This window comes from Sutcliffiella tianshenii (genome assembly GCF_016908565.1).
Lineage (GTDB): Bacteria > Bacillota > Bacilli > Bacillales > Bacillaceae_I > Sutcliffiella_A > Sutcliffiella_A tianshenii.
In genome coordinates, this window is the sequence record NZ_JAFBED010000003.1 from 1 (window position 1) to 23,513 (window position 23,513).

The 23,513-nt window shown below is 44.5% G+C and carries 24 protein-coding genes and 1 rRNA gene; 9 read left to right on the top strand and 16 right to left on the bottom strand.

The window, feature by feature from the left end; all coding sequences use genetic code 11:
- Positions 1-60, bottom strand: a 16S ribosomal RNA gene (locus JOC95_RS06960); the annotation flags it as partial.
- Between the two features lie 408 nt (positions 61-468).
- Positions 469-1,338 (bottom strand): nucleotidyltransferase-like protein, encoded by an 870-nt coding sequence (locus tag JOC95_RS06965; RefSeq protein ID WP_204414726.1) that lies wholly within the window; start codon positions 1,336-1,338, stop codon positions 469-471.
- A 188-nt stretch (positions 1,339-1,526) separates the two neighbouring features.
- Between JOC95_RS06965 and JOC95_RS06970 the strand changes: the two genes are divergently transcribed.
- Positions 1,527-1,880: a YgzB family protein gene (locus JOC95_RS06970; RefSeq protein WP_204414727.1), complete on the top strand. Its 354-nt coding sequence runs from the start codon at positions 1,527-1,529 to the stop codon at positions 1,878-1,880.
- Positions 1,881-1,911: 31 nt separating this feature from the next.
- On the opposite strand, the gene perR is transcribed toward JOC95_RS06970, so the two are convergent.
- The 6 genes from perR to JOC95_RS07000 form a co-directional block, all read right to left on the bottom strand.
- On the bottom strand, positions 1,912-2,346 hold the full coding sequence (gene perR / locus JOC95_RS06975) for a peroxide-responsive transcriptional repressor PerR (RefSeq protein ID WP_204415488.1): 435 nt from the start codon (positions 2,344-2,346) through the stop codon (positions 1,912-1,914).
- 103 nt (positions 2,347-2,449) lie between these two features.
- Positions 2,450-3,007: a cob(I)yrinic acid a,c-diamide adenosyltransferase gene (locus tag JOC95_RS06980; protein ID WP_204414729.1), complete on the bottom strand. Its 558-nt coding sequence runs from the start codon at positions 3,005-3,007 to the stop codon at positions 2,450-2,452.
- Between the two features lie 2 nt (positions 3,008-3,009).
- Entirely contained in the window at positions 3,010-3,966 is a 957-nt protein-coding gene (locus JOC95_RS06985) for a D-2-hydroxyacid dehydrogenase (protein WP_204414730.1), read from the bottom strand.
- An 89-nt stretch (positions 3,967-4,055) separates the two neighbouring features.
- A complete protein-coding gene (locus tag JOC95_RS06990) occupies positions 4,056-5,600 on the bottom strand; it encodes an AbgT family transporter (protein WP_204414731.1) in 1,545 nt (514 codons plus the stop codon).
- Between the two features lie 607 nt (positions 5,601-6,207).
- A complete protein-coding gene (gene bcp / locus JOC95_RS06995; protein WP_204414732.1) occupies positions 6,208-6,678 on the bottom strand; it encodes a thioredoxin-dependent thiol peroxidase in 471 nt (156 codons plus the stop codon).
- Positions 6,679-6,763: 85 nt separating this feature from the next.
- The gene (locus JOC95_RS07000) at positions 6,764-7,186 is read right to left on the bottom strand and encodes a potassium channel family protein (RefSeq protein WP_204414733.1); all 423 of its coding nucleotides are present in this window, start codon (positions 7,184-7,186) and stop codon (positions 6,764-6,766) included.
- A 161-nt stretch (positions 7,187-7,347) separates the two neighbouring features.
- Here JOC95_RS07000 and JOC95_RS07005 point away from each other — a divergent pair, with 161 nt between their 5' ends.
- The 4 genes from JOC95_RS07005 (at position 7,348) to JOC95_RS07020 (ending at position 15,344) form a co-directional block, all read left to right on the top strand.
- Entirely contained in the window at positions 7,348-8,643 is a 1,296-nt protein-coding gene (locus JOC95_RS07005) for a glutamate-1-semialdehyde 2,1-aminomutase (RefSeq protein WP_204414734.1), read from the top strand.
- A gap of 331 nt (positions 8,644-8,974) precedes the next feature.
- Positions 8,975-13,444, top strand: a complete 4,470-nt coding sequence (locus tag JOC95_RS07010) for a glutamate synthase-related protein (RefSeq protein ID WP_204414735.1) — start codon at positions 8,975-8,977, stop codon at positions 13,442-13,444.
- A 122-nt stretch (positions 13,445-13,566) separates the two neighbouring features.
- Positions 13,567-14,040, top strand: coding sequence for a CBO0543 family protein (locus tag JOC95_RS07015; RefSeq protein ID WP_204414736.1), 474 nt, complete (start codon positions 13,567-13,569; stop codon positions 14,038-14,040).
- A gap of 206 nt (positions 14,041-14,246) precedes the next feature.
- On the top strand, positions 14,247-15,344 hold the full coding sequence (locus JOC95_RS07020; protein ID WP_204414738.1) for an FUSC family protein: 1,098 nt from the start codon (positions 14,247-14,249) through the stop codon (positions 15,342-15,344).
- A 231-nt stretch (positions 15,345-15,575) separates the two neighbouring features.
- Here JOC95_RS07020 and JOC95_RS07025 read toward each other — a convergent pair whose 3' ends face one another.
- The 5 genes from JOC95_RS07025 to fabL form a co-directional block, all read right to left on the bottom strand.
- On the bottom strand, positions 15,576-17,321 hold the full coding sequence (locus JOC95_RS07025) for an ABC transporter ATP-binding protein (protein WP_275580525.1): 1,746 nt from the start codon (positions 17,319-17,321) through the stop codon (positions 15,576-15,578).
- Between the two features lie 141 nt (positions 17,322-17,462).
- Positions 17,463-17,993, bottom strand: coding sequence for a nucleoside tri-diphosphate phosphatase (gene ntdP, locus JOC95_RS07030; RefSeq protein ID WP_204414740.1), 531 nt, complete (start codon positions 17,991-17,993; stop codon positions 17,463-17,465).
- Between the two features lie 176 nt (positions 17,994-18,169).
- Positions 18,170-18,421 carry a YgaB family protein gene (locus JOC95_RS07035; RefSeq protein WP_204414741.1) on the bottom strand — a complete coding sequence of 84 codons (252 nt, stop codon included), beginning with the start codon at positions 18,419-18,421 and terminating at the stop codon, positions 18,170-18,172.
- 226 nt (positions 18,422-18,647) lie between these two features.
- Entirely contained in the window at positions 18,648-18,851 is a 204-nt protein-coding gene (locus JOC95_RS07040) for a gamma-type small acid-soluble spore protein (RefSeq protein ID WP_204414742.1), read from the bottom strand.
- 83 nt (positions 18,852-18,934) lie between these two features.
- On the bottom strand, positions 18,935-19,684 hold the full coding sequence (gene fabL, locus JOC95_RS07045) for an enoyl-[acyl-carrier-protein] reductase FabL (protein ID WP_204414743.1): 750 nt from the start codon (positions 19,682-19,684) through the stop codon (positions 18,935-18,937).
- Between the two features lie 113 nt (positions 19,685-19,797).
- On the opposite strand from fabL, the gene JOC95_RS07050 reads away from it, so the two are divergent.
- Positions 19,798-20,022, top strand: coding sequence for a hypothetical protein (locus JOC95_RS07050; protein ID WP_204414744.1), 225 nt, complete (start codon positions 19,798-19,800; stop codon positions 20,020-20,022).
- 132 nt (positions 20,023-20,154) lie between these two features.
- Here the strand turns inward: JOC95_RS07050 and mutY are convergent, their stop codons facing one another.
- Positions 20,155-21,219, bottom strand: coding sequence for an A/G-specific adenine glycosylase (gene mutY, locus JOC95_RS07055; RefSeq protein WP_204415491.1), 1,065 nt, complete (start codon positions 21,217-21,219; stop codon positions 20,155-20,157).
- Positions 21,220-21,276: 57 nt separating this feature from the next.
- Positions 21,277-21,597: a hypothetical protein gene (locus JOC95_RS07060; RefSeq protein WP_204414745.1), complete on the bottom strand. Its 321-nt coding sequence runs from the start codon at positions 21,595-21,597 to the stop codon at positions 21,277-21,279.
- A gap of 86 nt (positions 21,598-21,683) precedes the next feature.
- On the opposite strand from JOC95_RS07060, the gene JOC95_RS07065 reads away from it, so the two are divergent.
- The gene (locus JOC95_RS07065) at positions 21,684-22,664 is read left to right on the top strand and encodes a metal-dependent hydrolase (protein ID WP_204414746.1); all 981 of its coding nucleotides are present in this window, start codon (positions 21,684-21,686) and stop codon (positions 22,662-22,664) included.
- A 40-nt stretch (positions 22,665-22,704) separates the two neighbouring features.
- On the opposite strand, the gene JOC95_RS07070 is transcribed toward JOC95_RS07065, so the two are convergent.
- Positions 22,705-22,977, bottom strand: a complete 273-nt coding sequence (locus tag JOC95_RS07070) for a YfhJ family protein (protein ID WP_204414748.1) — start codon at positions 22,975-22,977, stop codon at positions 22,705-22,707.
- A 146-nt stretch (positions 22,978-23,123) separates the two neighbouring features.
- Here JOC95_RS07070 and JOC95_RS07075 point away from each other — a divergent pair, with 146 nt between their 5' ends.
- Positions 23,124-23,288, top strand: a complete 165-nt coding sequence (locus tag JOC95_RS07075) for a small, acid-soluble spore protein K (protein ID WP_204414750.1) — start codon at positions 23,124-23,126, stop codon at positions 23,286-23,288.
- Positions 23,289-23,316: 28 nt separating this feature from the next.
- A complete protein-coding gene (locus tag JOC95_RS07080; protein WP_204414752.1) occupies positions 23,317-23,487 on the top strand; it encodes a YpzG family protein in 171 nt (56 codons plus the stop codon).
- The last annotated feature ends 26 nt before the right edge of the window (positions 23,488-23,513 follow it).

The following is a 23,513-nucleotide window of genomic DNA, read 5'->3' on the forward strand; positions in this document are numbered from 1 at the left end:
TTGCATGTATTAGGCACGCCGCCAGCGTTCATCCTGAGCCAGGATCAAACTCTCCAATAAAGAGTTTGAGCTTATGCTCAAATGTTGACTAGCTTTGTATTACTTTTTCGTTCTTTGTTAATCTCTATGAGATTAACGTGGACGCTGTTGTTTTGTTTAGTTTTCAAAGATCATTTCAATCAGCCAATCGCTCAGAAGCGACTTTATTAATATAACATGTTTCATCGTTTTAAGTCAACATGTTTTTTAACTTTTTTCTTTCGTCTGTCTCGCAAGTTGTTTTCTCTTGCGGCGACGAATACTAATATACCACGGATTATTTATACACGTCAATAACACTTTTAAACTTTTTTAAAATAATTTTTCGAAGATCTTTTCTTGAGTGAAACTCCAGAAACAATATCCTACTATAGATATCCATTCAAGAATAAGTATTTCTGGAGTTCTTTGATTGAAATAGCTTTTTTGTTATTCTACTACCTTATATTTTCGGTGGTACACACCCTTGCCCTTCGTCTCGATCTGTTCAACTTCGATGTAGCCTTTTTCTACAAGATATCCGACTAGAACGCTCAGGTCCACCGAATATTTGGATAGCTCGGAATGATGCAACAGTTCATGGTAGGACCAGGACTCCTCTTTTTCAGCCATCGCCTCCAAGAGATGCTTGGCTCCAGTCTTGGTCCTCGAATAGATAAGGAACTCACTTGCCAGGAAAAGCAGTTCCAGTCTTTTATCGATAGGCTCGTCTCCTGCGATGAGCTCTTCATATAATTTATAGATTTCCGGCTCGATTTTTTTCACCTGACTCCAGACAGTAAGCTCCGGATGGAAACCATGATCGATTACTGCAAGCCTTGCTAGATGATGAAGGGAATGCACGATATGGTTGTAGGCATCCAGATAGTGTTTGCTATCAAAGAAATCCTTACCTTCCAAATATCTTCTGATCAGCTTGGAAAATTCAATACCGATTTTCAATTTTCTATCCTCTAACGGGAAATCAAGAAGCTTGCCCCGAAGCAGATGGATAAATTCATTTCGATCAAACAGAACTTTACCATTGATGATCCAGTCTATCACACGGCGATTGGTTCCAATGGTAATCCATTCAGCAAGCTGTTCTTCGCTTGCTATATAAAGTGCAGCCTTTTTATCCTGCAATTCGTAGTGCTTTACAAACAAAGGAACTTCTTGCTCTCGGACAATCATGAAAAGGATGACATCGAATTTATCTGTGTTGGGACTGATCGGATTTTTCTTTTCTATCATTAAGATCCCTTGTGTATTCCATTGGCTTGCTCGTTCTTGGTATATGGGACGAAGTAAATCTTCCATCAATTAGACCTCCAATTAATAAGAGTTTCCCCTACTATTCGACACGTTTTGTTTAAAACCTTCTATCTGAATGTAATCCAGAACTTTCTGTTAACTGCATTGTCATAAATCTGTAGATATATGTAGAAGGTTGCCATCCACTTTTTGTCCTTTTTTGTGATATTATAATGATTTAGGAGGTTATGCAGATGGCAGGTAAATATTCCAATAAGATAAATAGAATTAGAACCTTCGCATTAAGTCTTGTTTTTATTGGCTTTTTCGTCATGTATATCGGGATTTTCTTTAAGACGAATATGCTTGTGATGACTTTGTTTATGATACTTGGCTTATTGTGCATTATAGGTTCTACCGTAGTGTATTTATGGATCGGCTTGATTTCGACAAAAGCGGTCCAAGTAGTTTGCCCGAGTTGCGGCAAGGTTACCAAGGTACTTGGTCGAGTGGATATGTGCATGTTCTGCAACGAGCCGCTGACTATGGATCCAAGCTTGGCGGGTAAAGAGTTTGACGAAAGCTACAACCACAAAAAAGAAAGCTGATAGGAATTCCTATCAGCTTTTTTATTTAGCTTTAATGTGCGCCTTTATCGCACTCAGGACATACTCCGTAAATCTCCATGCGATGGCGACTTACCTTGAATCCTGTGACATGGGCTGCAAGAGCCTCCACTTCATCAAGACCCGGGTAATGAAAGTCGACAATCTTGCCGCAGTCGTCACAGATCAGATGGTAGTGGTCGGTTGTTACATAATCGAAACGACTAGAGTTATCTCCGTATGTTAGTTCTTTTACCAAACCAACCTCACGAAACACGCGTAAATTGTTATAAACGGTAGCGACACTCATGTTAGGGAATTTCCCCTCGAGCGCTTTATATATATCATCAGCTGTTGGGTGAGACATAGATTGTATAAGATACTCTAAAATCGCATGACGCTGTGGAGTGATTCGAACTCCAGTTTGCTTCAATGTTTCGAGCGCTTCTTTTAATTGTTCGTTTGCCACAGTCATGCACCTCACTTTTCATAAAGATTCTTACTTTATAATATTTATAAATAGTGTACCTCTAAATTCATCTTTTTGTCAATATTCTTCTATACTATAGTTATTATGAAAGTTCAGGTTTTAGTATCGGTTCTTCCTGTTTCAATTGAACATTGACGTATCTGGCAACCACGAATAGATAGTCGGATAAACGATTCAAGTAGGCCAGGACATTTGGGGAAAGTTCCCTGCTAAGACTGACCGCCGATCTCTCCGCCCTTCTTACAATGGTTCGTGCACAGTGCAGTGCCGCACCCGCTTTTGTTCCGCCTGGCAGAATGAAGTTCTTAAGTGGCGGCAACGTGGCATCCAACGTATCCAATTCTTCTTCAAGCTTCGCAACATGCTCTTCTTTCAGCTTCCAGCGTACTTCCTTCCCAGCTGGTGTCGCAAGCTCCGCTCCTACATGGAACAGGATGGTTTGAATGGTTTGGAAAGATTGAAGCAGTTTATCCTTCTTATCGAACTTTTCATCCCTTAAATAGGAGATTGCCAACCCGATCATGGAATTCGCTTCATCACATGTCCCGTATGCTTCCACTCTTTCGTGATTTTTGTCCACTCTCTGCCCATACACTAAAGATGTTTGCCCTTTGTCACCGGTTTTCGTGTAGATTTTCATGTTTAGTATCCCCTTTTCACATTAATTATGTTTTGATAATCGGAACCACCCTGCAGATACACTTGTAAGTTGTGCTGAAATATTTCGAGGGCACGTGGCTGGTAGCCTTTTGTTCTGCTGGATAAGTGGGGTGTAACGGTTACATTTTCCATCTTCCAGAAGGGATGATCCTGCGGCAATGGCTCCACTTCGAATACATCGAGGACTGCATGGGCAATCTCGCCATGCTCCAATGCATGCATCAACATCTTTTCGTCCACTAGATCTCCACGACCAACGTTTATGAAAACCGCACTATTTTTCATCAAGGAAAAGTGCTTCTCTTTAAGGAGTCTTCGCGTTTCTATTGTGCTTGGCAACACACTGACGACATAGTCAGATTGAGGCAACACTATGTCAAGCTCGTTCAAGGTGTACATTTCATCTATGAACGGAACTCCACGTCCACTGCTATTCACACCTAGGATCCGCATGGAAAATGCGGATGCCAAACGGGCAATTTCCCCTCCGATTGATCCGGCACCCAATATCGTCAATGTCCTTCCATTGAGTTCGGATATCGGTGTGTTCCGATCCCACTTCCCCTCGATTTCACTTGCAATCAGCCTTTTGGTGTTGCGTGCTGTTTGAAGCATCATGGCTAGGGTATATTCTGCCATCGGTATTTTATGTATGCCTTTTGCATTGGTAACCAATATGTTTCGTTGGTCCAATTCTTTCAATGGCATTAGTTCCATTCCCGCTGAGGTGACCATGATCCATCGGAGGGCGGAAGCATCGTGGATATGGTGCGGTTTTAGATCCTCTCCATATGTTATCAATACCTCTGCTGTTGTCCATTCCTCGGAAGGGACCAGATCAATATTTTCATAAAAGGAAAAGGTGACGGCAGGAAAATGGATCTTCAACCTTTCGACCAACTCTTGTTGATCCGGTATAAATGTGGAAACGACCAGCATCTTTCCATCCTCCAATAAAGTGCTTTTCTTCTATATAAACAAAAAACCGCCTGCATGTCCAAAGACAAGCAGGCGGTTTTTGATTTATTTTATCCAACATAGTCGATTGGAGCGTTCGGTCCGATTGGAAGACCTGTAAGCATCCAGATGATCAGCATTGCCACCCATACGATAGTAAAGAATACTGAGTATGGAATCATTGTAGAGATCAATGTTCCGATTCCTACTTTTTTATCATATTTCTGCGCGAAGGCGATAACGATCGCAAAGTATGGCATCAAAGGTGAAATGATATTTGTAGTCGAATCAGCTACACGATAAGCCAACTGAGTCAGCTCCGGTGAATAGCCAAGACCCATCATCATCGGTACGAAAACCGGTGCCATGATTGCCCATTTTGCTGATGCACTACCGATGAACAGGTTAATGAATCCTGTTACCACGATGAATGCAAGGATAAGAAGAATTCCCATTAATTTATTTTCGCTGTCAAAACCGAGACTTTGAATCAATTCCGCACCGTTAACGGCAAGAACGATACCAAGTTTCGTTTCATTGAAGTATGCGACAAATTGTCCAGCAACAAATGCAAGGACGATATATGCACCCATCGTTGACATTGTGTCCGACATTTGGTTTGCTACATCCTTGTCGTTCTTGATGGATTTTGTAATCATTCCATAAACAAGACCTGGTATGAAGAACATGATCAGAATGACTGGTACTAGCGTGTGGAAGAATGGCGCTTCAAGAATCGTTCCATCTCCACGCAATGGTCCCCAGGATGGTACAACCAATAACGCCAATACTGCAATGGTTGCTACAAATGCAAATAGCGCAGCCCAAAGGCCTTTCTTTTCTTCAGGCTTCAGATAGTTGACATCACCTTGATATGCACCCTTGTACTCGCCAAGGCGCGGCTCGACGATCTTGTCCGTTACAAATGTACCTACAATAGTAAGTACAAAAACGGAAGCGAACATGAAGTAGAAGTTCATCATATAGTTCATGTTTTCCGCGTACTCTGGGTTAACTGTAGCAGCTGCTTCTTGTGTAAGTGATCCTAATAGTGGATCCAGGGAAGTCAATAGAAGGTTCGCACTGAATCCTGCGGAAACCCCAGCAAATGCTGCAGCTAAACCAGCTAAAGGATGACGGCCAAGACCTGCGAAAAGTACAGCTCCAAGTGGAGTCAATACTACATAGCCTGCATCTGCAGCCATGGAGGACATAATACCACCGAATACAAGAGCCGCAGTCATAAGCTGTCTTGGTACGGATGTTACAAGACCACGGAGCCCTGCACTGATCAGTCCTGATCTTTCAGCAAGTCCGATACCGATCATTGTTACAAGAACCGTTCCAAGCGGAGCAAATCCTGTAAAGTTGGTAACCGCACTCTCAAAAATGTACTTGATTCCTTCTGCGCTAAGTAAGTTCTTTACCTGAAGGACCTCGCCTTCGTTCACCGGATCATCGACTTGTACACCCATGGCGGAAAATACGCCAGAAAGCACAATGATCAAAAGCGCAAAGATGGCGAATAATGTTACCGGATGTGGAAGCTTGTTACCGGCACGTTCGATCATATCCAACGCACGCATGACAAACCCACGTTTCTTTGTTGTTTCCATCGTGTAATACCCCTTTCTCAATCTATGAAATTTTCAAAAAACGATGAATAAAAACCAGATTTCAGTATAATAAATATCTCTTAAAGATGGAAGGGTTATAGGAAATCGCGGAAAATAACCAATTTTAGAAATAATTAGTATGTTCGCATGACCCCATTTTCTGATACCCGTTACGACGGGTGGGGTTTTATCATGTGAAATTGATTTATCGTTGACAATCTGCTTATATCAACGGATTGGAACCTGGATTTTTTCTTGCGAAATTGATATATCCACGAAAATCTTTATATATCAACGGATTGGAACCGGATATCAACGAAAAAAAAGATATATCAATGGTTTTTATAATATATCAACGAAAATGAATCACATATCGATAAACCGCACATTCCGACATTTTTCTCGCACAGACAGCCATAAGCATCCACTCCAACTCGACAACCCGCCCCTCCACAACCCAACCAACAAAAAAGGAGTGCAAGCTGCGATCGCTTGCACTCTCTATACACGTCAACTTTTGAGGAGGTATGCCCTACACTATAAGATACTCCGGGGACAACCTTTTGGAATTAGACGTTTGCCTTATTTATGGAAAAATAGGCGTTCTTCAATTCAGGTTTTCCTTGATATAGGCTAACGCTTCCTCTACATGTCCCTTCACCTTCACTTTTCTCCATTCCTTTACAAGCTGCCCTTCTTTATCAATGATGAAAGTGCTGCGCTCGATTCCCATATATTCTTTTCCGAAATTCTTTTTCAGCTTCCATACATCATACAGTTCTGCAACCTTGTGGTCCTCGTCCACCAGCAATAAAAACGGAAGGCCATGCTTTTCGATGAACTTCTCATGCTTTGATAGCGGATCTGGACTCACCCCGAGGATGACGGTATCCAATTCCGAGAAATTTTCATGCTGGTCACGGAAATCACATGCCTGCGTGGTACAGCCTGGTGTCATGTCCTTCGGATAGAAATAGAGGATGACATTTTTACCTTTGTAATCGGATAGTTTTACTTTTTCTCCATTAGTTGCCTCTATAGAAAAGTCAGGTGCTTTTTTTCCTGTTTCGACTGTCATGAATCGATTCCTCCTTGAATGAACGCTATGTATATAGTAGCGTATCGAATTCGGAGGTCTATTTCAACTTTTGAGATGCCTTGATTTACTTTTTCTTCCCTTCCCTGCCGTCCATATGGAGTACGACCCGAACTACAAATGCAGCAGGCATCACAAATCCGATCAGGGCCTCTGCCATTGCGATGACACGCCCTATCCCTACCGGCGTCACATCCCCATATCCAACCGTCAATATCGTAACCGCACTGAAATAGACGGAATGAGTAAAGATGTTGAAATAATTCCCTGTGATTTCGACCCCATTTTCCACAAGAACCGGAATTCCTTCAATATGGAGCACTGTATATAAAAGTCCAAATGAAATGAGCAAGGTAAAATAAATGAGAAGCAATAATAGCAGGGTTTCCTTTGATACATAAGGCATACTTCTGCTGTCTGAAGCGAAAACGTTCGAAAAGCTTATGCTGATTGCAACAAAAATAAAAAGGATCACCAATAAATAAAGCATCGTACTCCCCCAATTTGCGGACATGCCATCCTTACAATATACGCAATGGATCCGGAGGTATGCTTGATAAATTTATTGATAGAATGGGAGAGAATTTTATAGAAGCCGTGTTTCGTGTTAGAATAACGTATTATGCGTATTAGAAGCTTAGGAGGATACATATGAATTTCACCAAATCAGAGCAGATACATGAAGAAGCCCTGCAGCATATCGTCGGCGGGGTAAACAGCCCATCAAGATCTTTCAAGGCAGTGGGCGGCGGCGCCCCGGTTGTCATGGAGCGAGGCGAAGGTGCCTATTTCTGGGACGTGGACGGGAATAAGTACATCGATTATCTTGCTGCCTATGGACCCATCATCACCGGTCATGCACACCCGCATATCACCGAGGCGATCGAACGTGCTGCAAAGAACGGTGTGCTTTACGGGACTCCGACCCCACACGAAGTGAAGTTTGCCAAAATGCTGAAGGAAGCGATGCCTGCCATGGACAAGGTCCGGTTTGTCAATTCAGGAACCGAGGCGGTCATGACTACGATCCGGGTGGCCCGTGCTTATACTGGCCGGGATAAGATCATTAAATTTGCAGGCTGCTATCACGGGCATTCGGATCTTGTGCTCGTTGCAGCGGGGTCTGGCCCCTCCACTCTGGGCACCCCGGATTCTGCAGGTGTCCCAAAGAGCATCGCAAATGAAGTGATCACCGTACCGTTCAATGATATCGAACCTTATAAGGAAGCTTTGGCAAAATGGGGAGATCAAATTGCAGCGGTTCTCGTTGAACCGATTGTCGGCAATTTCGGGATTGTGGAACCAATGCCAGGTTTTCTGGAGCAGGTCAATGAACTTACACATGAAGCCGGTGCGCTTGTCATCTACGATGAAGTCATCACTGCTTTCCGTTTCATGTACGGTGGAGCGCAGGACATGCTTGGGGTGAAGCCCGACTTGACTGCACTCGGTAAAATCATCGGCGGCGGACTTCCTATCGGGGCATACGGCGGCCGCCAAGAAATAATGGAAAAGGTCGCACCGCTCGGACCTGCGTATCAGGCAGGAACGATGGCAGGCAACCCAGCATCCATCCTTTCCGGAATTGCTTGCCTTGAGGTCCTGAAGCAGGAAGGCTTGTATGAGCATCTTGATCATATCGGCGGACTTTTGGAAGAAGGGATACTTGCGCGAGCGGAAAAATACGGAATCACCATTACAATCAACCGCTTAAAAGGTGCACTGACCATCTACTTCACTGATGAAAAGGTCGTGAACTATGAACAGGCAGAAAACACCGATGGAGAGAAATTCGCGAAGTTCTTCAAGCTGATGCTGAATCAGGGCATCAACCTTGCACCATCGAAATATGAGGCGTGGTTTGTGACAATTGCCCATACAGAAGAGGATGTTGCGGTTACTCTTGATGCTGTCGAGCACGCTTTCAAGGAATTGGCTAATGCATAAATATACATCGAGGAGTGTACAAGTACACTCCTCTTTTTTTATCAAAACTATTGAAAACGCTTACAAATAAACGTTTCTTCCAATTTTCCAATCTAGGTCTCCCCTCCCCTTCTTTGTATAAAAAATTGATTTTTCCATAAAGAAGTGATAGTATATAGATTAAAGTCTGAAAATTCCCTTTTTTGACAAATGTATGTCCATTCGGAATATTAGACAGCCGCAAATCAAACAGCGCACTGCAATGCGCTCCCACATTTCTATCATATACTACAGGAGGTGAATGGCTAGTTAGGGTCCCCTCTTAAAATCCCTAGTTTACAGCCAAGTAAATATGACAAATTGGAGTCCAAGTACATTCAAAGATTTTCACAATGCCGAGCATGATGCATGTGGAATCGTATCCGCTATCGAAAAGAAAAAAATTCCCACAAAGAAAAATATCGACGATTGCATAGATGCACTAGTGAAAATGAACCACCGTGCCGGTTTCATCAATGGTGAAGGTGACGGTGTAGGCATTCACATCGATATCCCACGCGCCCTGTGGAAACAGAAGCTAGAAAAAAGTGACCAAAATCCCTCTCTCGCAGAAAGAGAAGATTTCATTGTTGGCCACTTTTTTATTAACCATCATGTAGACGTAGATCTTGTAAAAAAAGAGATTACTAGTTTATTGGAAAAAGAGTCTTTTAAATTGGTCTTCTCCTCAGACACCGTGACTTCCTCGGAAGCTCTTGGTCCCATTGCCGTCATCCAGGATCCGGTATTCTGGCAGGTGGCAGCCGTTTCTACAAAAGAAGTTTGCACACAGGAACAGCTTTTCCATTGTGCCATTGAAATTGAAAAGAATGACGATGTTCATGTTGCTTCTCTATCAAACTACCATGCCGTCTACAAGGTGATGGGTGCCGGGGATATTCTGCCGAAGTTTTACCATGACCTTGCCGACCCGTTGGTTGCGTCCTCAATGACGCTTGGGCATAACCGCTATTCCACCAATACGCTTTCGAACTTTTTTCGTGTGCAGCCATTTAGCGTCCTTGGCCACAACGGGGAAATCAATACGATAGCAAAGCTTCGTGACGAGGCGACAATGCTTGACGTCCCTCTCACAAAAGGCGGAAGTGATTCACAGGATTTGAATAGAACGATTGAAACGTTGATTGCACGAGACGGATTCTCCCTTTTTGAGGCGTTGGATATCGTGTTCCCGCCGATTATAAATGAAATCAAGAGCTACCCATCTCATCTACAGGACCTGTATGCTTACATCCGTGAAACATGGGGGCACTTCTCCCAAGGACCTGCGGGAATCATTTCCCGTAACAAGGATGAAGCGGTTTTCGGCCTGGATGCCCTTGGCTTGCGTCCACTATGGATGCTACAGACGGAAACATCCTATTATTTCTCGTCCGAGCCCGGGATTATTCCAACAAGCGAATATACGGCAGAACCGAAGCCTTTCTCCCCTGGGGAAAAGGTCGGCCTGAAATGGGATGGTGAAGATATCAAGGTTTATGACTATCATGCTTACCAGGAGGAAGTGTACAACCGATTCAGCAATAAGTTTGAACTGAACAATTTTGCAGCTAGATTGCAGACACCGCAATTGGAGCCAATTGTCACAGTCTCTCCGATTCCAAAGGTCCATAACGGACACTATGCTGCATTCGGATGGGATCGCGAGCACATTCAGCTTGTTGAACAGATGGCGGAAAAAGGTGCCGAACCTATCCGTTCCCTCGGACATGATGTGCCACTTGCTGCAATGAACCCTGGTAGAAACAATATAGCAGACTTCATCAAGGAAAGTGTGGCTGTTGTCACAAACCCTGCCATAGATCGTGATCGTGAGACGGAACATTTCTCCACAAGAACGGTACTTGGTGCAAGACCCCTTTTACGAAAAGAAGATGTGGTGCCGAACGATTATACATTGGAGCTTCTCTCTCCCTTATTGATTGAGGGGCAAGTTGGCGCAGATTGCGTGCATGCCTTGGAGCAGCCGTCCTATGACCAGGTTGTTCATCAATTCCAGTCAAGAAAATTGACCTACTATCTGGATGCTACCTGTTTGGAGGACGAAGATATTCCTTCAGCATTGGACCGTCTTAAATCAGAAGCAGTCGAAGCTGTGAAAAACGGCAAGACCCTCCTTGTGATAGACGACGCACAAGCCCACAAGGATGGAAAGTTATGGCTTGATCCTCACCTTGTGACGGCAGTCGTGAACCAGGAGCTTGTAAATCAGCAATATCGTCGCCGTTGTGCGCTTGTCCTTCGCTCAGGTGCCATCCGTTCCCTTCATGATGTGATGGTGGCATTGGGCCTTGGAGCAAACGCAATCAGCCCTTACCTGCTATTCGGAACAGTAAGTGATGAAACCTCCACTCCTGTCGTGAACTTGTTCCAGGCTTTGACAAAAGGAATGGAAAAGGTCATTTCAACCATCGGTATCCATGAATTGCGCGGCTATGGGCGCCTGTTCTCCGCGATCGGATTGCATGTGGAGCTTGAAAATGCGTTAGGCATCGTCAACTTCCTAGGCTCCGATCAGCTTGGCTACAATTTTGCAAAAATGAAAGAGGATGCAAGAGAGCGTGCAAAAGAATTTGAAGATGAGAAATCTCGCCCAGGCAAATCGTTCCACCTCTTCCCTCGTATCTGGAAAGCGATCGGGGACGTTGCAAAGAATGGAACCTACGATGACTATCGCGAAAAGCTGAACGAACAGGAAACGACCAATCCGATCACCATCCGTCATCTTACCGACCTGAAGAAATCAGACAAAAAGGTGGCTAAGGAAAAGGTGAATATCGGGGTTGGCGCACATAGTCTGCCATTTGTGATTGCTTCGATGTCCTTCGGTTCTCAAAATGAGGTGGCTTTCAGAGCCTATGCTGAAGCGGCTGACCGATTGAATATGATCAGCCTCAATGGTGAAGGCGGGGAAATCAAGGATATGCTTGGTAAATATCCGAAAACCCGCGGACAACAGGTGGCTTCGGGACGTTTCGGTGTAAACGCGGAGCTCCTGAACTCGTCGAACCTTTTGGAAATCAAAATCGGTCAAGGTGCAAAGCCTGGTGAAGGCGGACATTTGCCAGGATCAAAAGTTACGGCGAAAATTGCCGAGGCACGTAATGCAACAATCGGTTCCGACTTGATCTCGCCATCGAATAATCATGACATCTATTCAATAGAAGATTTGGCACAGATGATCGCCGAATTGAAGACTGCCAATGACCAGGCGAAGGTCGCGGTAAAAGTTCCTGTTGTACCGAACATCGGAACAATCGCGGTCGGTATCGCCAAAGCCGGAGCGGACATTATTACGATAAGTGGCTTTGACGGCGGAACAGGTGCTGCGAGGATTCACGCCCTGCAGTATGTCGGACTCCCTGTGGAAATAGGGGTGAAAGCTGCACACAATGCTTTGATCGAATCCGGCCTTCGCAACAAAGTGGAAATCTGGGCTGACGGTGGAATCAAAAGTGCGCTCGATGTCATGAAAGTGATGCTGCTTGGTGCAAACCGCATCGGCTTCGGTACCCTTTCCATGATTGCCATCGGCTGTACGACATGCCGCGGTTGTCACCTGGATACATGCCATGTCGGGATCGCGACCCAGATCGAAACGGAAGCACAGGCAAAGGATCATGGCCTGCGCCGCTTCGTACCACGTCAATCCGATCTAGCGGTACAGGGGCTGATGAACCTTTTCACTGCTTTTGGCGACGAACTGAAAGCATTGACCGGTTCACTCGGCTTCAACAACCTTCAGGACATTGTCGGACGTTCCGACCTGCTTGAACAGGTGCGCGGAACAGAAGCACTCGACCTATCCAATCTTCTGCACACATTGGATGTGCCGCAGATGGCACAAAAAGAAGTCGCAGCAAGCATGGAAAAAGAAAAGCTGCTGGTTGCCGCCGGCGCAGAATATCTTGACTATCAAGAAGATCAGCTGCATCAATCCAGACAGTTCGATGCAGTTACGGCCGAACAGCGTGTACTTGGAAGCAGAGTTTCCTGCCACCGTGTACGAGGCCGCTTGGACGGCTCCTACCTGCAGCTTCCGGATGTGGAGCTGAGCTACAGAAAAGGCTCCATTCCAGGTAACGGCCTTGGCGCATACAACTCAAGCGGCATCAACATCGTCGTGGAGGGCGGCGCACAGGATGGAATCGGTAAAACAGCCTTTGGCGGAAGCATCTCCGTCTTTAAATACAAAGGCAAGGACGGCACCCTCTACAACGGTTCTGTCGGGAAAGGCTTCGGCTATGGCGCCCAAAAAGGTGCGCTTGTTGTTCAAGGGAATGCAGATGCCCGTGCAGGAATCAGACTTTCCGGCGCCGACATGATCATCGGCGGTAAAGTGACAACCCCGATTCCGGAAAAAGAACACGGTAACCTTGGAGTCAATGCCAACATCAAAGGCTTTGCTTTTGAATATATGACAAATGGCCGCGGACTTGTCATGGGAGACCCTGGTCCATGGATCTGTGCCGGAATGACAGGCGGCGCAGTCTATCTTCGCCACCAGCCGGAAATGGGCTTGACTAAAGAAGCCCTCCAGCGCAGGATCGCAAAAGGTGCAAAGGTCAGCATCGAACCATTGAATGTGACAGGGAAAGCAGATGTAGTCGAGCTCCTCTCCATCTACCATGGTTCCCTGCTCAAGCAAGGACAGTTCGAGGAAGCAAATGAAGTGAAGCAGATGCTTGAAGATCCCGGCAGCTACTTCCTTCAGGTGAATCCGATGAAAGAACAGGCAGATCCGGCAGTTTCAACGGAGTAATAATTATGAAAAGGTCAGTCACCGATTAGGTGCTGACCTTTTCTTTTTGTTAATCTTTAGGATAAATCCACGGCCGGAATGAAATAGTAAGAAAAATTACTTATTTAAGGCGGTTGATACTAGTGGAAAGATTGATGATTCGCGGTCTATTTTTATTATGTGTTTCCCTGTTCCCTTTTGCTGTAAAAACTCCAAAGTATAAAGAAATGCTTATTGTTTTCTTTTCCAAAGGCGTACTCTCGATCTTGCTTGATACATACGTGGTGAATACAGGCAGAGTAAAATACCCGATACGGCCTATGCCAAAAATCTTTAGTACCAACATTCTTTACGATCTATTCTTTTTTCCTATCCTCAGTATCTTTTGGGTCAGGCAGACCTATCATGATAAAATACCTTACATACTATTGAAAAGCCTGACTTGGAGTGTACCTATGAGCATCCTGCAGTGGTTCATGGAGAAGAAGACCGATCTTTTTGAATGGAAAAAATGGAGCATCCTTCACACTTTTGCAAGTGTCAATTTCACTTTGTTTACGATACGAGCTCTTGTTGGTCTTGTTAAGAAATTCAGCAAGCACTCTTCATTGGAATAAAATCGGTTGTACAAACAGAGCGTTGGATTATTTCGACGATCTGTTTTTTTATTTTCCATTAACTTATTGCAGGACACATCGAAACCGTGTATAGTACATTAGTGTTCTAAAGACACAATCAAATTTTCCGAAATTCTTACATAAAGTTTGAATAGAACTAAAGTAGGTTATATTATTCGGAAGAAGAGGAAAGGAATTACTTTACCATGAAACTTGGTGCCAGAATAGTCAAGACAGGTATAGCTATCACGCTCGCATTGTTCGTGGCGCAATGGCTGAACGTACCTACCCCGTTCTTCGCGGGAATTGCGGCCATCTTTGCTATCCAACCATCAATCTATAAGTCCTACCAATCCATCATTGAACACATCCAGGCGAACCTCATTGGAGCCTTCCTGGCGATCATTTTCGGTTTGATCTTCGGACACGATCCGTTCATCATTGGATTGACCGCAATTTTTGTTATCGGAATCAATTTAAAATTAAAAATAGAGAACACCATCCCCTTGGCATTGGTGACTGTCATCGCGATCATGGAAAGTCCCGGCGAGAACTTTTTGGAATTCTCGTTGATCCGCTTCTCCACCGTCATGATCGGTATCCTGTGTGCATTTCTCGTGAATCTGATCTTCCTGCCTCCAAAGTATGAAACAAGACTGTACTATAAGGTGAAGGAAACGACCGAGGATATTTTAAAATGGATCCGTATAAGTATGCGTCATGCATCCGAACACAATTTACTTAAAACGGATATTGAAATGCTGCGCCAGCGACTAGTGAAATTAGAGCAGTTATTCTTACTATATAAGGAAGAAAGAACGTATTTCCCAACAAGTAAAAGTGCAAGCTCCAAGGCTCGCAAACTTGTCATCTTCCGCCAATTGATCTTGACGAGCAACCGCGCACTTCATACATTGAAAATGCTGCATCGCCTGGAAAATGAGCTTCATCATATGCCAAGCGAATATCAGCATTATCTGAAAGCGGAGCTTGACCACCTGGTTAACCTTCATGAACAGATCCTGTTGAAATTTGTAGGAAAAATCAAGCTTCACAATACTTCCGAAATGTATGAAGAGGAAATTTTCAATAAACAGCAGTTCATTGATGAATTTATGCTCCATAAAGAGGAATATCAAGGGTGCGAGGAAAAGTGCGATGTCTGGTATCACCTGTTCCCGCTCGTTTCCAAAATCATCGATTACAATGACCAGCTATTACATTTAAATAAGCTGATCGACAGCTTCCAGAACTATCATAAGTCCGAAAATGAATTTGAAATCGGGCAGCGTGAAGAGGAATAGGATGAATGAGGCACTCCCCATGACGTTGGGGGGTGTTTTTTAGTTTCATTGGGCGGAGTTTTGGGCAAGGTGCAGGGAGTTCATGCGGAATTTGGGCGAGTCCGTGCGGAAAGGCCGGGAGTTCATGCCGAACGACCCAAAGTTCATGCGAAACACACTTACCTCTTCCTAGGTCCAAATAAAAAAGCCCCCGGCAACCAAACGTCGCCGAGGGCATATGACACCTTACTCTTATACAATCTCCTGAATATTGAACAGATGATAATAATTCCCCTGCTTTTTCATCAATTCCTCATGGCTGCCGATTTCCACGATTTCACCATGCTCCAGCAGGACGATCCTGCTTGCATGAGTAATGGTCGATAGTCGGTGTGCCACAACAAATGTCGTTCGGTTAGCGGCGAGTCTCTCTAGCGATTCCTGAATCAAGTGCTCGCTTTCCAGGTCCAGTGCAGAGGTCGCCTCATCCATCACAAGAATAGGAGGATTTTTCAGAAATACCCGGGCAATCGCAACTCGTTGCTTCTGGCCGCCAGAAAGCTTCACTCCACGCTCCCCTACCTTGGTTTCATATCCTTCTGGGAGGCTTGAGATGAAATCGTGGGCATTTGCCGCTTTCGCCGCTTCGATGATCTCTTCCATCGTTGCATCAGGCTTACCTAGCGCGATGTTTTCCCTCACAGAATCACTGAACAGAATATTGTCCTGAAGAACAATTCCAATCTGCTTCCGTAGCGATTGTACCGTTACATCACGGATATCCACTCCATCGAGTTTGATGGAACCTTCCGTCACATCGTAAAATCTCGGAAGCAAGCTGACAAGGGTCGACTTTCCTCCCCCACTCATGCCGACAAGGGCGATTGTTTCACCTTCAGCAACCTGCAAATTGATATCCTTCAGTACATAAGACTCTTTTTCTTCATATCTAAAAGAAACATTTTCAAAGCGGACATCTCCGCGTGCGGTCTGGCTTTCCTTTGCATCCGCCTTATTGGTGATGTCGTATTTCTCATCTGCGAATTCAAAGACACGGTCCATGGAGGCAAGTGATTGGGTCAATGTCGTCGACGAATTGATGAGACGTCTTAATGGATTATAAAGGCGGTCAATATAGGCCACAAACATGACCATTTCCCCGACGGTCAAATCACCGTTTATTACTTGGTATCCCGCATATGCGATGACCAGAAGCGGTGCGATATCGGTGATCGTATTGACGACTGCAAATGTTTTCGCATTCCAGCTTGTATGTACAAGGGCTTTTGTAAGGAAATTACTATTCTGTTTTTGAAATTGCTCCTGTTCATAGTCTTCGATGGCCATGCTCTGAATGACCGGCATCCCTTGGACACGTTCATGCAGATGCCCTTGAACCTCGGCCAATGCCTGGGAACGGACCCGTGTCAATTCCCTTAGCCGGCTATAAAAGTACTTGATGGAAAAGCCGTACAATGGGAAAAGCATGATGGATACAAGTGTCAGGGTAAAATCGACCTGGAACATGATGATGATGACGACAAGGATGGTAGCAAGGTCCAACCAGAAGTTCATCAGCCCCGTAATGACAAAGTTCTTTGTTTGTTCAACATCATGAATGACACGCGAAATGATTTCACCTGCACGATTGTTGGAATAGAAACGAAGGCTCAGGCGTTGAATATGATCAAACAGCTTGTCCCGCAAATCGTATAGGATCTTGCTCGCTGTCCACTGGGCGAAATATTGCCTGTAATATTCTATCGGCGGACGCAGGACAAGGAATAAAGCAAAGATCCCACCCATTATCAGGAGCAGTTCGTTTGTTTTATCAGCAGCGGATCTGCCATCTGTCAGTAGAATGTCGTCTACAATATATTTCAATAATAATGGTATCAATAAGGGCAAGCCGAATTTCATCAATCCTATAATGATGGTACCGACAATCTGCCACCGATACGGTTTGACAAATTTCATGTACCGTTTCACACTGCTCAAGGGTATTTCTCCTCCTTAGTAACGCTCTTTCATATGTAGTTTTTTCTTTTGTGTGTGATTCATCCCAATAAAACACAAAAAAGGCCTGGCAAGTGCAAAAAAATGCTTGTACCAGCCGCCTTTTCTTTCCCAGCATGCCTATTATCCACGATATGTTAAATAACGCTCATACCATAGGTCGATAAAGTCTGGTGCAAAAGGACCTTTTCTCTGCCGTATCCACGAAATCAGCGTGTTTACGTTGGTCTTAAGGATCTTGTCAATGACATCTGGATATTTCATTTCATTGCGGTGCTTTTCATATTCATCCTCATCCAGCAAAATAAACGTCATATCCGGGAATACTTTAATATCCAGGTCATAATCAATATATTTAACCGCTTCATCATCTGCAATGAATGGCGAGCTGATGTTGCAATAATAATACACGCCATCTTCTCTGATCATGCCGATGATATTAAACCAATGTCTAGCATGGAAATAACAAATTGCTGGTTCCCTTGTCACCCAAGTTCTTCCGTCCGATTCCGTCACAATTGTTTTATCGTTTCCACCAATAACAAGGTTTTGCGTCCCTTTTAACACAGTGGTCTCATCCCACACCCTGTGGATAAGTCCGTTGTGCTTATAGCTATGTATTTGAATCGTTTCTCCTTCTTTGGGACAACCCATCCTTCTCCCCTTCTTTCATTTGTGCCGCCTCATCTCTTAAAAGCAACCTTTTCTATTATTATAACGGTAACTACCAGATTTTAAAACAAAAGAGCCATCATTCTATGAGAGAAGATGCCCCTTTTTGGATATTATTCACTCTTTTCATAAAAATTTTATCTTTTCAAGCTGTTATTTCAATTCGATTCCTGAAAATGGTAGGACTTTATCGCTTCCTCTGTCTGATTCTCAAACACCAACTGAATGTCCCGCAAATCCTCTTTCAGCTGCGATATGTCTTTTTTGAGCTCCCTCAGCATATTGGCTGCCTCCTGAATTTCACTAAGCTGACGCTCCACCTTTTGGCACCTTTCTATCTCAGACTGCAAAAACAGCAGCCTATCCATCGTCTTCAACTGCTCCGCCACCGCCAAATCAAACCTATCCATGTAAACGCCTCCCACCTGTAATCCTCTCCTATGTATCATTCTTCCCCCACTCCCCAAACCCTTTGACAACATCTGTAGACACAACAGAACTTTTGTCGATATAAAAAGATTAAAAAATATAAAAAAAATTGAAACAGGGGCCAGACCCCGGCAGGAATTTCCCCCTCGACAACGAAGAAAGGCACTCCCCATCGGTATGATAAGGAGTGCCCCGCTTTGTTACATATTAAGAGTTTTGTTGGTTTTGTTGGTTTTTTTGAGCTTGAGATTGAGCGTTTTGTTGTTTCACATGTTGAGCGTTAGTTTCGCTCGCGAACTCAGCACCATACTGTTGTTGTTGGTTTTGAGAAGCGTTTTGTTGTTTCACGTGTTGTACGCTTGTACCAGATGCAGTTTTACCTGCTTGGTTTTGTTGGTTGTTGTTTGCCATTGTTTATCACCTCCACGAAATTTAAGATAACCAAGAGGCGATAAAACTATGTCAAAAAAATTAAAAATTCTTTTGGAATATTTTTAGACGAGCAGGGACCTTCCGCCATCCACAATGATAGTCTGCCCACGAATCATGCTAGCCTGATCGGATAATAGGAATAAAACGGTATTGACCAGATCCTCTGGCTCCACCATGCGCCCGGCAGGTGTATTTTTCTTCGCGTCCTCCAGTAACTCCTCCCTGTTCGGGAAATGCTTCAAGGCATCCGTATCCACTGCTCCTCCGGAAACTGCATTGACGACAATATTCTTATCTGCCAATTCAACTGCCAAATAACGGGTCAGTGCTTCTATGGCCGCTTTGGATACACCCACTGTCGTGTAGTTTTTCAAATAACGGATCGAACCCAATGAACTGATGCTGACGATTTTCCCACCCCCGACAGCCTCCATGCGCTTAGCCGCTTCCTGTGCAAGGAAAAGTAGTGCCTTGGAGTTGATATTCATTGTCCAATCCCAATGTGATTCCTCCAGATCCATCACATGACGAAGAACACCTGAGGCGGCATTGCTCACCAAAAGGTCGAGGCGGCCAAACTCCTCATCGATTTTCAAAAACATTTCCTTTATTTTCTCCGGCTGACCTACGTTCGCTTTGACAATCAGTGTTTTTACACCTAATTGCTCGATTTCCGTAGCCGTTTCTTGTGCAGCAGTTTTGCTTCGGTTATAGTTGATGACAATGTTATAGCCCTGCTTTGCAAGCTCCAAGGCAATCTTTTTACCGATTCCTCTACTGCTTCCTGTGACTAAAGCAACTTTTTCAGTCATATTAAATGCACTCCTTTATGTATAAAACTTACGTAATATCTTTCAGTATAGTCTTATTTGTTTCATCGAACAATAAAGGGGTAGATTTTTCAAATATAAAGGGGGTATCAGCTTTGTACGTAGGCAGAGACATGACCGAATTATCCATGATGGCAAAGAAGGATTGGAAGGACAGCGAGTTGGCATATTTCCACCACTCCCTTCAACAGATGGTTCCATACCTGAATGTGGAAGGTCAGAGCATCCATCGCGAGATTGTGGAAGAAATCGAAGCACGCGGCGGTTTGACACGGAATGAAGCCGATTATACGCATGGAACGAGAATGAGCTATGATTGAGCAAGGTTCCTGACAATCAACGGCGGACATTGATTGATGCCATGGGCAGTGTGTTCGCCGATCATCTATAACCTTCTTGCGATTCCACTTTTCTCGTCAAAAAAAGACCCGCCCCATACAAGGGCAGATCCTCTACATAAACTTCTTATATTCCTTCCACATGTTCTGATGGGAAACCGGGAACGCATATTCCAGCATCTCTTCCTCCGTGACAAGCACGACATCCTTGCGATCAGCTGAGGGTGCTCCATGAAACGTGCCAACATATACGTTGATATCCCAAACCAAGTGGGTAAAGACATGGCGGATATCACAGAGATAATCCCCCATCTCCACTTCTAGGCCATACCCGGTCTTCATCAGACTTTCAAGCTGCTGTTTGGAAGTACCCAACTCGTCCATTTTAATGAAGTTAGGAAACACCCAAAGATTGGCCAGCAGCCCTTCACTAGGCCTTTTACTAATTAAATATTGACCTTGTTCATTCTTGAAGATCCCTGCCACGAGAGAAACCTGTTTTGCAGATTTCTTCTTGGACTTTATCGGAAGCTCCCTCTGGACTCCCTCGTGGAATGCCCGGCAATGCTCCTGAACCGGACAGAGCATACAGGACGGCGATGTAGGCGTGCATACGATCGCACCGAGCTCCATCAGTCCCTGGTTGAAAAATGATGGATTATCCTGAGAAATCATATCCCTGATGACCGCTTCGAAAAGCTTCCTCGTTTTCGGCTTGGCGATATCCTCCCTTATGTGGAGAACACGTGAAAGGACCCTCATGACATTCCCGTCGACTGCCGGCTCCGGCACTCCATAGGCGATGCTCAATATCGCACCTGTCGTATATGGTCCCACGCCTTTTAATGTCGAAATTTCCGCCGCATTATCGGGTACGATTCCACCGTAGCGTTCGTGGACTTCCCTGACTGCACTCTGCAGATTTCGCGCGCGGGAGTAGTAACCCAACCCCTCCCACGCCTTAAGCACCTTATCTTCGGCAGCATTCGCCAAGCTTTCAATGTTTGGGAATTGCTCAATAAAGGAATTAAAATAAGGAATGACTGTATCTACCTTTGTTTGCTGGAGCATGATTTCGGAAACCCATACCTTATAGGGATCCTGATCTTTTCTCCAGGGCAGATCACGTTGTTCCTGAACGAACCAGTCTATTAAATCATTGCGAAAGCCGTCAATCATAAAACCCTTAAGCAACTCGTGTTGTGTTTGTTTGTTATTCAAAATAAACCTCCGGGATTAGCTTATAATTTTTAAACCGATGTAATGTATGGCGCCACTTCCGGGATCCATGCATTGGGAAAGGTCATGGAATACACCATCCCTTGCCTTGGCCCTCAGTTCCTTCATTGCAAAATAATGAGACTCGGTCGGCAAGAGAAAGGTTTCTGTATAATAGGTGTGGCCGCGGTCCTGCTGCGATATTTTCGTCCAGCGTATCTCTTCGGCACCAAGATCTTTCATGATACCAATGACATTTTTCATTGTATCTTCATATTTTTGTATGACAGTATCTTTTATAGGATATTCGATGAAAATTTGCAACGGTTTTGTTACCATGTTTGAAAACACCCCTTTTGATTAACAATAAGAGAAAAGAATGTTCGTTCAGCAAGGAAAAATTTCACAATGAAGGAGGCCGACCATTGGATACTGGAACACATGTAGTGATGGGAATTGCACTTGGATCCATGGCGACCATCGATCCTTATGTTGCAAGCAATCCGGAAACAGCTACAGCGATAATGATTGGAGCAATCATCGGGTCGCAAGCTCCTGATATGGATACTATTTTAAAATTAAAAAACAATGCAAAATATATCCGGAATCACCGCGGGATCACACATTCGATCCCGGCAGTCTGCCTTTGGCCGCTTTTGATTACAGCAGGTATCTATGCATTCATCCCCCAAGCGGATTTGCTCTATCTATGGATTTGGACATTTGTTGCCGTAATCCTGCATGTTTTTGTCGACATTTTCAACGCTTATGGGACACAGGCGCTTCGTCCTTTTACTCACAAGTGGGTGGCGCTTGGAATCATCAATACATTTGACCCGGTAATATTCAGCCTCCATATTGTAGGATTCATACTGTGGGGAATCGGTTTTCATCCAGGCTACACGTTCCTGGCCATCTACGTCATACTTGTCGTGTATTATGTGCTGAGGTTTTGGATGCAGCAAAGGGTGATTCAGCAAGTGCGGAAAGTGATTCCAAATATGACGAATACCATCATTTCGCCTACACTATATTTCAATCAATGGCACCTGGCGATCACCGCAAAGGATAGCTTCTATGTGGCTCGTGCGGTGAAGAATCAGATCATCATCCATGATACTTTTGAAAAGGTCCCGTTACCGGAAACTGCCGTCATTGAAGCTGCAAAATTCGATGACAATGTCTCAGCCTTTTTATCCTTCTCCCCTGTATATCGCTGGGAGATGGAGGAATTCTCAGATCATTACGAAGTCCGATTCATCGATCTACGCTATCGAAGCAAGGACTACTACCCGTTCGTTGCAGTCGTACAGCTTGATCTGGATCTTCATATCGTCAGCTCTTACACGGGCTGGATATTCAGCGAGGATAAGCTGAGGGAAAAACTAGAAATCATACCAAATTAAAAACTTCCCGATCCTAACCACTTCAAGGATCGGGTTTTTGTTAATGGGAGTAGGAATCTCCCTCATTCTCAAGCAGATGCTTGTACTTCGGATTTGTCGAGAGGAACTCATGAAGCGTCTCGCCATGACGCTCAATGATGCTCGACACCATTCTTTCTGTCATTTCTTTTCCTTTATATTCATATCCAGCCTTTGCATACGTGCTTTCAAAATCCTCCCACAAAAGCTCGACCCACGTCCGGGCCTTATCATACGTCAAAGCAGGATTCTTCGCCAAAAGCTGATCTGCCAAGCGCTCAAAATATTCTTCCATTAAAAACACCTCTTCTGGTTTCATTTGACTATACTTATCATCACATATTTCGGGGGTGAAAATCCAATATTAATGATAGGGGCCTGACCCTCACCGCTTTAAAGCGCTAAGAGGGTCTGGCCCCTATCCAAAGGGAGGCGATACGATTGAGGAACAAAGCGAAGAACTTTCCTAACCCGAATGACAATAAGTTTGAAGGGGAAGGCAGAGCGAAAGCCGAGTTTGCATCTAAACGCGCGAATGGTACGATCAACACACATCCTCAAGAGAGAATGCGTGCGTCAGGCGCAAGGGAAGATGGCACCTATTAGATTTCTTCTATCCTAGGAGGGACTTAGCATGGGCAAACAATCAGGTAGAGCCTTTTATAACAATCAATCCGCAACAAAAGCAAATCCGTTTCCACAGCCTTTTGCGAGCGTGAAGCACGCGTATAACCAAGTGAACGGCCAGACTACACAGGCCCAAAATACGCAGATCTTGGAAGTGCAGACCCGCAAAAGATCGTAACAGTAAAAGAGTAGAAAGGGGGCTAT